This window comes from Streptomyces sp. NPDC059909, assembly GCF_042730885.1.
In the GTDB taxonomy this organism is placed as follows: Bacteria; Actinomycetota; Actinomycetes; order Streptomycetales; family Streptomycetaceae; genus Streptomyces.
The window spans coordinates 55,436-70,064 of the sequence record NZ_JBHWKX010000008.1 but is presented as its reverse complement, the minus strand read 5'-3'; the positions used below and the strand labels follow the sequence as shown (position 1 = coordinate 70,064).

General features: G+C 71.3%; 9 protein-coding genes. 7 read left to right on the top strand and 2 right to left on the bottom strand.

From position 1 onward, the window contains the following. Positions 1-4: 4 nt before the first annotated feature. Complete coding sequence (locus tag ACFV9O_RS08625; protein ID WP_385414122.1) at positions 5-1,162, bottom strand: acyl-CoA dehydrogenase family protein; 1,158 nt, start codon at positions 1,160-1,162, stop codon at positions 5-7. A 100-nt stretch (positions 1,163-1,262) separates the two neighbouring features. Further along, positions 1,263-2,828, bottom strand: a complete 1,566-nt coding sequence (locus ACFV9O_RS08620) for a PucR family transcriptional regulator (RefSeq protein ID WP_385414121.1) — start codon at positions 2,826-2,828, stop codon at positions 1,263-1,265. Positions 2,829-3,016: 188 nt separating this feature from the next. On the opposite strand from ACFV9O_RS08620, the gene ACFV9O_RS08615 reads away from it, so the two are divergent. The 7 genes from ACFV9O_RS08615 to ACFV9O_RS08585 all read left to right on the top strand — a co-directional run bounded on the left by ACFV9O_RS08615 (position 3,017) and on the right by ACFV9O_RS08585 (position 14,588). After that, entirely contained in the window at positions 3,017-4,501 is a 1,485-nt protein-coding gene (locus tag ACFV9O_RS08615) for a sodium:solute symporter (protein WP_385414118.1), read from the top strand. A 60-nt stretch (positions 4,502-4,561) separates the two neighbouring features. After that, positions 4,562-5,551 carry an agmatinase gene (gene speB, locus ACFV9O_RS08610; RefSeq protein WP_385414116.1) on the top strand — a complete coding sequence of 330 codons (990 nt, stop codon included), beginning with the start codon at positions 4,562-4,564 and terminating at the stop codon, positions 5,549-5,551. A 399-nt stretch (positions 5,552-5,950) separates the two neighbouring features. Then, positions 5,951-7,633 (top strand): thiamine pyrophosphate-binding protein, encoded by a 1,683-nt coding sequence (locus tag ACFV9O_RS08605; protein WP_385414113.1) that lies wholly within the window; start codon positions 5,951-5,953, stop codon positions 7,631-7,633. 122 nt (positions 7,634-7,755) lie between these two features. Continuing rightward, on the top strand, positions 7,756-8,697 hold the full coding sequence (locus ACFV9O_RS08600; protein WP_385414110.1) for a serine hydrolase: 942 nt from the start codon (positions 7,756-7,758) through the stop codon (positions 8,695-8,697). Between the two features lie 132 nt (positions 8,698-8,829). Continuing rightward, positions 8,830-12,543, top strand: a complete 3,714-nt coding sequence (locus tag ACFV9O_RS08595; protein ID WP_385414107.1) for an ABC transporter ATP-binding protein — start codon at positions 8,830-8,832, stop codon at positions 12,541-12,543. Positions 12,544-12,643: 100 nt separating this feature from the next. After that, positions 12,644-13,024, top strand: a complete 381-nt coding sequence (locus ACFV9O_RS08590) for a hypothetical protein (RefSeq protein ID WP_385414104.1) — start codon at positions 12,644-12,646, stop codon at positions 13,022-13,024. A 121-nt stretch (positions 13,025-13,145) separates the two neighbouring features. Continuing rightward, complete coding sequence (locus ACFV9O_RS08585; protein ID WP_385414101.1) at positions 13,146-14,588, top strand: S28 family serine protease; 1,443 nt, start codon at positions 13,146-13,148, stop codon at positions 14,586-14,588. Positions 14,589-14,629: the final 41 nt, after the last annotated feature.

Genomic DNA, 14,629 nt, shown 5'->3' with positions numbered 1-14,629 from the left:
TGGGCTACAGGCCCATCGACTTGGCGATGATCGACTTCATGACCTCGCTGGTGCCGCCGTAGATGCGGTTGACGCGGTTGTCGGCGTACAGGCGGGCGATCGGGTACTCGTTCATGTAGCCGTAGCCGCCGTGCAGCTGGAGGCAGCGGTCGATGACGCGGTGCGCGACCTCGGTGCAGAACAGCTTGGCGGAGGCGGCCTCGGCGGGCGTGAGCTCACCCGCGTCCAGGGCCTCCAGGGCGCGGTCGGCGACGGCCTCGGCGGCGTCCACCTCGGCCTGGCAGGCGGCCAGCTCGAACTTGGTGTTCTGGAACGAGGCGACCGGCTTGCCGAAGACCGTGCGCTCCTGCACGTACTGCTGGGCGAACCGGACGGCGGCCTTGGCCTGCGCGTACGCGCCGAAGGCGATGCCCCAGCGCTCGGACGGCAGGTTCTGGCCGAGGTAGTGGAAGCCCTTGTTCTCCTCGCCGAGCAGGTCCTCGACCGGCACCTTCACGTCGACGAACGCCAGCTCGGCGGTGTCGGAGGTGCGCAGGCCGAGCTTGTCCAGCTTGCGGCCGATGGAGTAGCCCTCGGACTTGGTGTCCACGGCGAAGAGGGAGATGCCGAAGCGGCGGTCGTCCTCGCGCGGGGCGGAGGTGCGGGCGCACACGATGACGCGGTCGGCGTGCACGCCACCGGTGATGAAGGTCTTGGCGCCGTTGAGGACGTAGTGCGAGCCGTCATCCGAGAGCTTGGCGGTGGTCTTCATGCCCGCGACGTCGGAGCCGGTGCCCGGCTCGGTCATCGCCAGCGCCCACATCTCCTCGCCGCTGACGAACTTCGGCAGGTAGCGCTTCTTCTGCTCGTCGGAGGCGAGCATCTTGATGTACGGCAGGGCGAGCAGCACGTGCACGCCGGAGCCGCCGAAATTGACGCCCGCGCGCGCGGTCTCCTCGTAGAGCACGGCCTCGAACTTGTGCGTGTCCAGGCCGGCGCCGCCGAACTCCTCGGGGACGTTGATGCCGAATATGCCCAGCTCGCCGAGCTTGTAGTAGAAGTCGCGCGGCGCCTGGCCCGCGGCGAACCACTCGTCGTAGACGGGGGCGACCTCGGCCTCGATGAAGGCGCGGATGGTCTCCCGGAACGCCTCGTGGTCCTCGTTGAATACGGTCCGGCGCACGGACGCCTCCTCATGACTGCATGGGTACGCACTGTCTAAGCGCTTGCTCAGGTTAAGTTACCCGGCGGTTCGCAACGCTGTCCAGCATCGGTTGTCAACATCACAACCATCTGAGCGCGAACCAGAGCTCCATCCGTACGTCGGCGTCGTCCAGGTCCATCCCGAGGAGCGTCGAGCAGCGGGCGATGCGCTGGCGCACCGTGTTGCGGTGGACGCCCAGGGCGACCGCCGTGCGGTCCCAGCTGCCGTGCAGCGAGAGCCAGACGCGCAGGGTCTCGGTGAGCGCGGGGGAGCCCGCGAGGGGCGCGAGGAGAGCGCGGGCGTGGATGGCGGCGTCGTCGGGTGCGACCAGCTCGCCGAGCCCGGCGCCGCGCTGGCGGGCCAGCGGCTCCCGCGTCGCCTCGGCCCGGCGCAAGGCGCGTGCGGCGGCGGTGTCGGCGGCGGTCAGGTCGGCCGGGGCGGCGGGGGCGCTCACACCGAGGGTCCAGCCCGGCTGCGGCTCGATCCGCCGGTCCCCTGAGAGCAGGATCCGTACGGTCGCGCCGTCCGCGTCCACCAGTGCGCTGCCCAGTGCCGCGCCGAGCGCCGACGCCGCGATCCGGTCGGGCGGCGGGCCGGGCCGTGCGGCATGCACGACGGTCCACGGGCCCGGCCCGAGCGCGGGCGCCACCTCGGCGGGCGGCGCCCCCAGCAGCAACCGCACCAGCGCGGCCGAGCGCCCGGTCGCGTCCACGCCCTGGTGCGGTGCGGTCAGCAGTGACAGGAGGACGACGGCCATCCCGGCCACGGTGTGGCCGCCGGGCTCCCGCGCCTCGGTCGCGATTCCCAGGACCAGGCGCTCGCCGCCGCCGAGCGCGTACGCCGCGAGGCCGACCCCGCCGACGGCGTCGGTGGCGGACAAGGGCGCGACGCGCCGGCCGCTGCCGACGGGGACGTCGGCGGGGGCTCCCGTGGTCTCCGTACCGGCCGCTCCCGCCGTACGGGGCGCGGGTGTTGGGCCCCTGGGCTCCTCGTCCGCCGCGGGCCCGACCACCGTGGCCAGCCGTGCCAGTGCCTCGCGGGCGTCGGCGGCCGGCCGGCGCCCCGACGCGTACAGGACCGAGCCGTCCGGGGAGAGGAGCGTTGCCCAGCCGCCGAGCCGGGATGCCAGCTGCTGGAGGACCGCCGGGACCGGGTCCGGGCGGGCGGCCGCGGTCGCCAGGCCCTGCTGGGCCTCGCTCACGCGGCGCACCTCCTGCAGGCGGACCTGGGCCATCAGCCGCCAGACCGCGCGGGCGATCGCCGTGAACGGGGTCTGCGGCGGCACCTCGACCAGCGGCAGCCCGTGCCGCTCGCACGCCTCGACCAGCGCGGCCGGGACGGTGTCGTGCACCGGCGCGACGCCGAAACCGATCGCCGCACCGCCGGCCTCGACGACCCGGGCCGCGTACGTCTCCGGGTCCTTCAGCAGGACGCCCGCCGTCAGCAGCAGCTCGCCGCCCAGCAGATAGGGGTACGGATCGGCCATCTCCGAGGTGTGCACCCACTGGATGGCCACGCTCTCGGGGTTCGTGGTGCCCGCGACGAGCCGCAGGCCGAGGTCCTCGCGGGCCAGCAGTGCGGCCAGCGGGATGGGTGGGGCCGGTGGGGCCGAAGGGGCGGAGGGGTGAGCGGTGGGGTCCGGCATGGTGGACGTTCCATCTGTGATCGTCTTCCAGAATGGAGGAAACGTACACTTCATCGTCGCTTTTCGGCCACCTATCGTCGAGACGTCCCAGCGGCCGCGGGTACGGGCGGATGTCCCCGCGGAAGAGCCGCTGCGTCCCCCTCATTTTCTGCACGACACGCCACTGAGGTGAAGCGAAGGAGGGCCCCATGGCCGTCGACTACGCAGTGATCGTCGTCTATCTGGCCGGCATGCTGGCCATGGGCTGGTGGGGCATGCGCCGCGCCAAGTCCAAGAGTGAGTTCCTGGTGGCGGGCCGCAGGCTCGGCCCCTGGATGTACTCCGGCACCATGGCCGCCATCGTGCTCGGCGGTGCATCCACCATCGGTGGCGTCGGTCTCGGCTACAAGTACGGCCTCTCCGGGGCCTGGATGGTCTTCACCATCGGCCTCGGCCTCCTCGCCCTCTCGATCTTCTTCTCCGCGCGCATCGCCCGGCTGAAGGTCTACACCGTCTCCGAGATGCTCGATCTCCGCTACGGCGGCCGGGCCGGTCTCATCACCGGTGTCGTGATGTGGGCGTACACGCTGATGCTCGCGGTCACCTCGACCATCGCGTACGCCACGATCTTCGACGTCCTCTTCGACATGAACCGGACGCTCGCGATCATCCTCGGCGGCTCGATCGTGGTCGCTTACTCCGCGCTCGGCGGCATGTGGTCGATCACCCTCACCGACATGGTCCAGTTCGTCGTCAAGACGATCGGTGTGCTGCTCCTGCTGCTCCCGATCGCCGTGGTCAAGGCCGGCGGCTTCGCCGAGATGAAGGCCCAGCTGCCCACCGAGTACTTCGCCCCGCTCGGCATCGGCGGCGAGACGATCTTCACGTACGTGCTGATCTACACGTTCGGCATGCTGATCGGCCAGGACATCTGGCAGCGCGTCTTCACCGCCCGCAACGACAAGGTCGCCCGCTACGGCGGCACCGTGGCGGGTACCTACTGCCTCGTCTACGCCCTCGCCGGCGCCGTCATCGGCACCGCGGCCAAGGTGCTCTACCCGAACCTCGCCAACGCCGACGACGCCTTCGCCACCATCGTCAAGGACGAACTCCCGCTCGGTGTACGCGGCCTGGTCCTCGCCGCCGCGCTCGCCGCGGTGATGTCCACCTCGTCCGGCGCCCTGATCGCCTGCGCGACGGTCGCCAACAACGACATCTGGCGGCGGCTGCGCGGCGCCATCACCCACGACCGCGCGGACGGCGAGGCGCACGACGAGGTCAAGGGCAACCGGGCGTTCATCCTGATGATGGGTGTCGCGGTGATCGTCATCGCCATCGCCCTCAACAATGTGATCGAGGCGCTGACGGTCGCGTACAACCTGCTCGTCGGCGGACTGCTCGTCCCGATCCTCGGCGGACTGCTGTGGAAGCGCGGCACGGTCCACGGCGCGCTGTCCTCCGTCATCGTCGGCGGCCTCGCGGTCATCGGCCTGATGTGGCACTACGGCATCCTCGCCAACGAGCCCATCTACTACGGCCTGCTCGCCTCGCTCGCCACGTACGTCGTCGTCTCGCTGGCCACCAAGCCGACGGACGAGGCGATCCTGGCCAACTGGCGCGAGCGTCTCGCGGGCCGCGGGCCCGAGGCCGTCGATGAGCCGGTGGCGGAGCCGGCCGTCCAGGCCACCCTCTGAATCCCGTTACAGTCGAACGACTGCGAACAGTAGGAAAAGCGTAGGAAGAAGGCATACGTCATGAGCAGCAACGAGACGCCGCGCGGCCCCATCGACTCGTCCCGCGTCCCGCGGTACGCCGGACCCGCGACGTTCGCCCGGCTGCCCCGGCTCGACGAGGTCGGCACCACGGATGTCGCCGTCGTCGGCGTGCCCTTCGACGCCGGGGTCTCGTACCGCCCCGGCGCGCGCTTCGGCGGCAACGCCATCCGTGAGGCGTCGAGGCTCCTGCGGCCGTACAACCCGGCGCAGGACGCCTCGCCCTTCGCGCTCGCCCAGGTCGCGGACGCGGGTGACATCGCCGCCAACCCGTTCAACATCAACGAGGCCGTCGAGACCATCGAGGCCGCCGCCGACGACATCCTCGGCACCGGCGCCCGCATGATGACCCTCGGCGGCGACCACACCATCGCGCTGCCGCTGCTGCGCTCGGTCGCCAAGAAGCACGGCCCCGTCGCGCTGCTCCACTTCGACGCGCACCTGGACACCTGGGACACGTACTTCGGCGCCGAGTACACCCACGGCACCCCGTTCCGCCGTGCCGTCGAGGAGGGGATCCTCGACACCGAGGCGCTCTCCCACGTCGGCATCCGCGGCCCGCTGTACGGCAAGCAGGACCTGACCGACGACGAGAAGATGGGCTTCGGCATCGTCACCTCGTCGGACGTCTACCGCCGCGGCGCCGACGAGGTCGCCGACCAGCTGCGCCAGCGCATCGGCGACCGCCCGCTCTACATCTCCATCGACATCGACTGCCTCGACCCGGCGCACGCCCCCGGCACCGGCACCCCCGAGGCCGGCGGCATGACCTCCCGTGAGCTGCTGGAGATCCTGCGCGGGCTCGCCTCCTGCAACCTGGTCTCCGCCGATGTCGTCGAGGTCGCCCCCGCGTACGACCACGCAGAGATCACCTCGGTCGCGGCCTCCCACACCGCGTACGAGCTGACCACGATCATGTCCCGCCAGATCGCCGCGAACCGCGCCGCCGGCGCGGAGCAGAGCGCGAAGTAACCCCCCGGCCCTGCGGGCACGGCGCAGGCCCGCCGGCCGCGCGCGCAGGGCCTCGCCGGGCCGCGCCCGGCGGTCCGGCGGCCTCGCGACCGTGGCCCGTGGCCCTGGTGGCCGGGGCGCCCGGCATCAGGATCGGACACCGGCACGCCAGTCGCTCGCGCGCACGCCATGCCGCCACCGGCCCCCGCGGCCGGATCGCCGGGGCCGGTGGCCGGGCAGGCATCAACGGACACCGGCGCCCCGGGCCGCTAGCGGCCCATGCCATGCCGGCTGCGGCCCAGCGGCCGGAGCACCAAGGCCCCCGTGCCACAGCTGGTCCGGCACCAGGGGAACGGCCGCGCCAAGGCCCCGGCGCATCCGGCGCGTTCCGGCGGAAGGGCATCAAGGAAGGGACACCCCATGACCCACGACCACGACCTCGTACTGCGCCCCACGGCGGCACAGATCGCGGCCGCGCTCACCCCGCCGGCCGGGCGCAACGGCGGTGACCTCGTCATCGAGACCCTCGCCGGGCTCGGCGCGACCACGGTCTTCGGCCTGCCGGGCCAGCACGCGCTCGGCATGTTCGACGCGCTGCGCCGCTCCGACCTGAGGTACGTCGGCCTCCGGGTCGAGAACAACGCGGGCTTCGCGGCCGACGCGTACGGCCGGATCACCGGCCAGGTCGCCCCGCTTCTGCTCTCCACCGGACCCGGCGCGCTGACCTCGCTCGCCGCGCTCCAGGAGGCCGCGGCGGCCAGCGCCCCCGTACTCGCGATCTCCAGCCAGATCCCGTCCGCGGGCCTCGGCGGCGGACGCCATGGCTATCTGCACGAACTGCGCGACCAGAAGGCGTCGTTCCGCGACATCGTGAAGTCCGTGCACACGGTGCGCACGGCGTCGCAGATCCCGTCGGCGATCGCCGCCGCCTGGGAGTCCGCGCTCAGCGCCCCGCACGGCCCGGTCTGGGTGGAGATCCCGCAGGACGTGCTGCTCGCCGAGACGGGCCTGCCGGTCGTCACGGCCATGGACGCGACCCCGCGCGACCTCGTGCCGCGCCCGGAGCTGACCGCCGTCGCCGCGCACCTGCTGCAGAACGCCGAGCGCCCGGCGATCATCGCGGGCGGCGGTGTCGTACGCTCCGACGCCTCCGGCAAGCTGCTGGCGCTCGCCGAGAAGCTGGACGCCCCGGTCGTCACCACCTTCGGCGGCAAGGGTGCCTTCCCCTGGGAGCACCCGCTCTCGATGCAGTCCTGGCTGGAGGACCGGCACACCACCGACCTCCTGGAGGACGCCGACGTCCTCCTGGTCGTCGGCTCGGGTCTCGGCGAACTCTCCTCGAACTACCACACGTTCGCGCCGCGCGGCCGGGTCGTCCAGATCGAGGCGGACCTCGGCAAGCTGGAGTCCAACCACGCCGGCCTCGGCATCCACGCCGACGCCCGTATCGCGCTCACCGCACTCCTCGAGACGGTGGTGGCGCGGCGCGACCCGTCGGCCGCCGAGCGGGTCGCGACCCTGCTGGCGAAGGTACGGGAGCGGATCGCCGGCCAGGGGCTGACCCTGGAGCAGCAGCTGATCTCCGCGGTCCGGGACGCCCTGCCGGACGATGCGCCGAGCTTCTGGGACATGACGATCCTGGCCTACTGGGCCTGGTCCGCCTTCGACGCCCGGCGCCCCAACACCATGCACTCCGCCCAGGGCGCCGGCGGCCTCGGCTACGGCTTCCCGGCGGCGCTCGGCGCCGCAGCGGCGGACCCCGGCCGACCGGTGCTCGCGGTGTCCGGCGACGGCGGCGCGATGTACTCGATCGCCGAGCTGGCGACCGCGAAGCAGTACGGCCTGCCGGTGACCTGGCTGATCGTCGACGACGGCGGCTACGGCATCCTGCGCGAGTACATGACGGACGCCTTCGGCGAGGCCACGGGGACCGAGCTGTCCCGCCCGGACTTCGTCGCGCTCGCCGAGTCCTTCGGGGTGCCCGCGGTCCGCACGTCGACGGAGTCGCTGCGCGAGGACCTGGCCAAGTCGCTGGCCCAGCCCGGGCCTTCGGTGGTCGTGCTGCCCGCCGTGCTGAGGATGTTCGCGCCGACGCACCTCTGATCCGGCGCGGCCTCGAGGCGTGGTCCGTGTGGGCGCGGGCACTGTGCCGTCACAGTGTCCGCGCCCGCACGGCTTTCCGTATTCCCGTACAACTTTTCGCCATCCGGTGAGTCTTCCGATGCGTGACTCACCACTCCATATCCCGCCGCCGCAGACGCGGCGCTCTCGGCGCGGCCCTGGCCGTGGGAGTGCTCCTGCCGACAGCTCTGTCGGCGGCACCCGCCTCCGCCGTGACCCCAGCCGTGAGCTGTACCTCGAACAAGGCCGGACTCGCGACCAAGCTGTCGGCCGACATCGCCGCCGCGCTCAAGGGGCGCTCCTCGATGACCGCCGTCGCCGTCTACGACCGCCCCACCAACACCCACTGCGAACTCCGCGCCACGCAGAAGTTCGACTCCGCGAGCGTCGTGAAGGCGACCGTGCTGGCGACACTGCTGTGGGACGCCGGCAAGCAGGCGCGGCGGCTGACCGACCGCGAGGTCACTCTCACCACCGCCATGATCACCAAGTCGGACAACAGCGCCACCACCCAGCTGTGGAACCAGCTCGGCGTCACCAAGATCAAGGCGTTTCTGCAGACCGCCGGCATGACGATGACCGTTCCCGGCTCGGGCAGCTACTGGGGGCTCACCCAGATCACCGCTCGTGACCAGCGCAAGCTGCTGGGCCTGGTCACCAACAAGAACGGTGTGCTCAGCGACAGCTCACGCGCGTACATGCAGAGCCTGATGCGACGCGTGATCTCCTCGCAGCGCTGGGGCACCCCGGTCGGCGCGCCCACCAGCGTGACCGTCCACGTGAAGAACGGCTGGCTGTCCCGTGCCACGCACGGCTGGCGGGTGCACAGCATCGGCGCATTCACCAGCACCACGGCGAACTACTCGATCACCGTCCTCACGCACGACAACGCGACGATGACCGACGGCGTCAACACCATCCAGGCCGTCGCCCGCGTCGTGCACAGGGACCTCAACCCGACCGCGTCGACGTACTCGCTGGTCCCCGCGCCCGCCGTCCCGCAGGAGGCCATGCCGGCGGTGCCGGAGCGCGGCCCGGCCTCGTAAGGCCTTTCTCCCGCACAAGGGCCGGTCCTAGGACCGGAGACCGTACTTTGTTGCGGCGGGATGAAATCCGCCCGCGCCCGCGTTGGTGCCTTCCGGTAGATCAGGATCAAAATCCGGAGCCGGGAGGCACCCGTGGCGGCGGCGTCAGAGCAATCGTGGGCACGACGGCTGGCCGCATACGCCTGGCGGTACCGGCAGAACGTCGTGCTCGCCCTCGGGTCGTCCCTCGGCGGCATGGCCGTGATGGCCGTCGTCCCGCTGATCACCAAGGTCGTCATCGACGACATCATCGTCGAGCACACACGGTCCCTGGCCGTCTGGACCGGACTGCTGATCGCCGCCGCGGTCGTCGTCTACGTCCTCACGTACATCCGCCGCTACTACGGCGGACGGCTCGCCCTCGACGTCCAGCACGACCTCCGTACCGAGATGTACGGCACGATCAGCCGGCTCGACGGCCGGCGCCAGGACGAGCTGTCCACCGGCCAGGTCGTCGGCCGCGCCACCAGCGACCTCCAGCTCATCCAGGGCCTGCTCTTCATGCTCCCGATGACGATCGGGAACGTCCTGCTCTTCCTCATCTCCCTCGGCATCATGGCCTGGCTGTCGCTGCCGCTCACCCTGATCGCGATCGCCGTGGCCCCCGCCCTGTGGTTCATCGCCAAGCGCAGCCGGGTGAAGCTGCACCCCGCCACCTGGTACGCCCAGCAGCAGGCCGCCGCCGTCGCGGGCGTGGTCGACGGGGCCGTCTCCGGCGTCCGCGTCGTCAAGGGCTTCGGCCAGGAGGAGCAGGAGACCGGAAAGCTCAGGGACGTCGGCCGCAGGCTGTTCGCCGGCCGGCTGCGCACGATCCGGCTGAACGCCACGTACACCCCCGCCCTGCAGGCCGTCCCCGCGCTCGGGCAGGTGGCGATGCTGGCGCTGGGCGGCTGGCTGGCCACGCGCGGGCAGATCACCCTCGGGACGTTCGTCGCCTTCTCGACCTATCTCGCGCAGCTCGTCGGCCCGGTGCGGATGCTCGCCATGGTGCTGACCGTGGGCCAGCAGGCGCGTGCCGGTGTGGAGCGGGTCCTGGAGCTCATCGACACCGAGCCGACGATCAAGGACGGTACGAAGGAGCTTCCCGCGAACGCCCCGGCGACGGTCGAGTTCGACGACGTCAGCTTCTCCTACGGGGACGGGGACGCCGCACGGCCCGTGCTGGACGGCTTCTCGCTGGAGATCCGACCGGGCGAGACCGTCGCCGTCGTCGGCTCCTCCGGCAGCGGCAAGTCCACCGTCTCGCTGCTGCTGCCGCGCTTCTACGACGTGACGCGCGGCGCCGTCCTCGTCGGCGGCCACGACGTCCGCGAACTGACCCTGGACTCACTGCGGGCCGCCATCGACCTCGTACCGGAGGACAGCTTCCTCTTCTCCGACAGCGTCCGCGCGAACATCGCGTACGGGAAGCCCGACGCGACGGAGGAGGAGATCGTCCAGGCCGCGCGCACCGCACAGGCGGACCGTTTCATCGACGAGCTGCCGGGCGGCTACGACACCAAGGTCGGCGAGCACGGCCTCACCCTCTCCGGCGGCCAGCGCCAGCGCATCGCCCTCGCCCGCGCGATCCTCGCCGACCCCCGGCTGCTGCTCCTCGACGACGCGACGTCCGCCGTGGACGCGCGCGTCGAGCACGAGATCCATGAGGCGCTGCGCGGCGTCATGGCCGGGCGCACGACTCTGCTGATCGCCCACCGCCGCTCCACGCTCGGCCTCGCCGACCGGATCGCCGTCCTCGACGAGGGCCGGCTGGCCGACATCGGCACCCATGAGGAGCTGCAGGAACGGTCCGCGCTGTACCGGCGGCTGCTGACCGACCCCGACGAGCTGGGCGGTGTGTCGCCGGGACACGCCGTTCCCGTGGAGCTGCCTGAGGACCGGACGGTCCTGGAGGAGCTGGAGGCGGAGTTCGACGCCGAGCGCGGCATCACGCCCCCGCTCTGGGTGCGCAAGGAGGAGGCCGAGGAGGACGAGGTCACCGGCGCCACCCCCGAGCTGCTGGCCCAGGTCGCGGCGCTGCCCCCGGCCACCGACACTCCCCAGGTCGACGAGGCACGGGCGGTGAGGGCCGAGGAAGCGTACGGGCTGCGCCAGCTGCTGCGCGGCTTCGGACCGCCGCTGCTGGTCAGCCTGCTGCTCGTCGCGATGGACGCGGGCATGGGCCTGCTGCTGCCGGTGCTGATCCGGCACGGCATCGACGACGGTGTGGAGAAGGTGGCGCTGGGCGCGGTGTGGGCGGCGTCCGGTTTCGCCATGCTCACGGTCGTGGTGCAGTGGGCCGCGCAGATCGGTGAGACCCGGATGACCGGGCGCACCGGCGAGCGCATCCTCTACGCGCTGCGGCTGAAGATCTTCGCGCAGCTGCAGCGGCTCGGGCTCGACTACTACGAGCGCGAGCTGACCGGCCGGATCATGACCCGGATGACGACGGACGTGGACGCCCTGTCCACCTTCCTGCAGACGGGTCTGGTCACCGCCTTCGTGTCGGTCGTCACCTTCTTCGGCATCATGGCCGTGCTGGTCGTGATCGATGTGCAGCTGGCGCTGGTGGTCTTCGCGACCCTGCCGGTCCTGTTCGTCGGCACGTTCTTCTTCCGCCGCAAGTCGGTGAAGGCGTACGAACTGGCCCGTGAGCGGATCAGCGTCGTCAACGCCGACCTCCAGGAGTCGGTCAGCGGGCTGCGGATCGTGCAGGCGTTCCGCCGCGAGGGCTCGGGCAACCGGCGGTTCGTGGAGCGCAGCGAGAGCTACCGCGAGGCGCGGGTGCGCGGCCAGTGGCTGATCTCCGTGTACTTCCCCTTCGTCCAGCTGCTGTCGTCGGTGGCGGCCGCGGCCGTACTGATCGTCGGCGCCGGGCGGATCGAGGCGGGGACCCTCACGACGGGTGCGCTGGTGGCGTATCTCCTGTACATCGACCTGTTCTTTGCGCCCGTGCAGCAGCTGTCGCAGGTCTTCGACGGCTACCAGCAGGCGACGGTGTCGCTGGGCCGCATCCAGGAGCTGCTGCGCGAGCCGACGTCGACGGCCGAGGCACGCGAGCCGCTCGATGTGCTGTCGCTGCGCGGCGAGATCGCCTTCGAGGACGTGTCGTTCGCCTACGGCGACGACGAAGAGGCCCTGACCGGAGTCGACCTGCGGATCCCGGCCGGGCAGACGGTCGCCTTCGTCGGGGAGACGGGCGCCGGTAAGTCCACGCTGGTCAAGCTGGTGGCGCGGTTCTACGACCCGACGAGCGGACGGGTCACCGCCGACGGCACCGATCTGCGCGAGCTGGACCTCACCGCGTACCGGCACCGGCTCGGTGTCGTCCCGCAGGAGGCGTACCTCTTCCCGGGCACGGTGCGCGACGCCATCGCGTACGGGCGTCCGGAGGCGACCGACGCGGAGGTGGAGGCGGCGGCACGCGCGGTCGGCGCCCACGACATGATCGCCACGCTGGACGGCGGTTATCTCCACGAGGTCGCCGAGCGCGGCCGCAACCTCTCGGCCGGCCAGCGCCAGCTCATCGCCCTGGCGCGGGCGGAGCTCGTGGACCCGGACGTGCTGCTGCTCGACGAGGCGACCGCCGCACTGGACCTGGCCACCGAGGCACAGGTCAACCAGGCCACGGACCGGCTCGCCGGCCGCCGCACGACCCTCGTCGTCGCCCACCGCCTCACCACCGCGGCCCGCGCCGACCGCGTGGTCGTCATGGCACACGGCCGGGTCGTCGAGGACGGCACGCACGACGAACTGCTGGCCCTGGGCAGGCGGTACGCCGAGCTGTGGCGGACGTTCGTCGGGGAAGAGGCACCCACTCCGGCCTGAACCGGACACGCGCAGGGCGGGCCGCGGGGCCCGGACGGCAACCGTCCGGGCCCTCGCTGCGTCGTACGTCAGTACGGCTTGGTGTCTGAGGGGAGCAAGGGTGTTCGGAAGACTGCTGGTGCATGTGCTCGCGGTGCTCTCGGTCGTCGTGGCGCTGTCGCTGACGGGTCCGGCGACGCAGGAGGCCGCGGCCGCATCCGTGTGCTCCGGACGCCCGTCGAAGACCGTCGGGTTCGCCACGGGTGAGCTGCGTGTCTTCAAGACCCGGCAGTACGTGTGCGCCCTCACCGTCGCCAGGCAGCCCGGCACCCGGCGGGTCATGTCGGTGTCCCTCCAGCCGCGCGGCGGCCACGCCGCAGTGGACAAGGGGCGTTTCACCCGGCAGGCCGGACCGGTCACCGTCCATGCGCTCAATCGCTGCGTCCGCGCCTCGGGTTCCATCGCCGGAAAGAGCGTCTCGACCGGCTGGATCCTCTGCTGACGCCGGCGCCGGCACGCCGGCGCCGGCGCCGGCTGTTGTACGGCGATCCAACTGGGTCTGGCGATACGGGTGTTGCGCCCGCTAGGTTCACCGACACCGTTGTGAACCAAGGGGAGGGTGCATGCGCAGAACGCTCAGATGGCTGTTGTCGCTGGTCGTGCTCATAGGCATGGCGGGAGCGACGGCGAGCGCGGCCACCGCCGCCGAGCCGGCCACCGGCTCATCGGAAGCGTCCACCGACATCAAGGACCGGATTCTCGCGATCCCCGGAGTGAGCCTGATCGAGGAGAAGCCGTACCCCGGCTACCGCTACTTCGTCCTCAACTTCACCCAGCCGGTCGACCACCGGCATCCGTCCAAGGGCACGTTCCAGCAGCGCATCACCCTGCTGCACAAGGACACGTCACGCCCGACCGTCTTCTACACCAGCGGCTACAACGTCTCCACGAACCCCGGCCGTCGGGAGCCGACGCAGATCGTGGACGGCAACCAGGTCTCGCTGGAGTACCGCTTCTTCACTCCGTCCCGGCCCGACCCGGCGGACTGGTCCAAGCTCGACATCTGGCAGGCCGCGAGCGACCAGCACCGTGTCTTCACCGCGCTGAAGAAGATCTACGACAAGAAGTGGATAGCCACGGGCGGTTCCAAGGGCGGTATGACCGCCACCTACTACGAGCGCTTCTACCCGCGTGACATGGACGGCGTCGTCGCGTACGTCGCCCCCAACGACGTGAACAACCAGGAGGACTCGGCCTACGACCGGTTCTTCGAGGGGGTCGGCACCAAGGAGTGCCGCGACAGGCTGAACGCGGTGCAGCGCGAGGCCCTCGTCCGGCGCGAGCCGCTGGAGGCCCGTTACACCGCCTACGCGGCCGAGAACGGCTACACCTTCAGCACGGTCGGATCGCTCGACAAGGCGTTCGAGGCCGTCGTCCTCGACTACACCTGGGCCTTCTGGCAGTACAGCCTGCTGGCCGACTGCGACACCGTGCCGGTCGCGTCCACCGCCACCGACCAGGAGATCTGGGACAGCGTCGACGCGATCTCCGGCTTCTCCTTCTACACCGACCAGGGGCTGGCCCCGTACACGCCGTACTACTACCAGGCCGGCACGGAGCTGGGCTCGCCCGACATCACGCTGCCGCACCTCGAGGGCCTCAGCCGCTACGGCTACCAGCCGCCGCGGAACTTCGTGCCGGGGGACATCCCCATGCGGTTCAAGCCGTGGGTCATGAACGACGTGGACAGCTGGGTCAGGCACAACGCCCAGCGGATGCTCTTCGTCTACGGGCAGAACGACCCGTGGGGTGCGGAGCCCTTCCGCCTCGGCAAGGGGGTGCGGGACAGCTACGTCTTCACGGCGCCGGGTGCCAACCACGGTGCCAACGTGGCCCGTCTGAACCCTGAGGAGAAGGCGAAGGCCACCGCCCGGATCCTGGAGTGGGCGGGCGTCGCGCCGGCCGCCGTCCAGGCCGACCCGTCCAAGGCGAAGCGGCTGACCCAGCCCGACGCGAAGCTCGACAGGCTGGACCTCGAGCGGGAGCCGTTCACGCTGCGGCCGTAGGGAGCGGCCACGCGGTGCACAACCGCGTGGTGCGCGGCCGT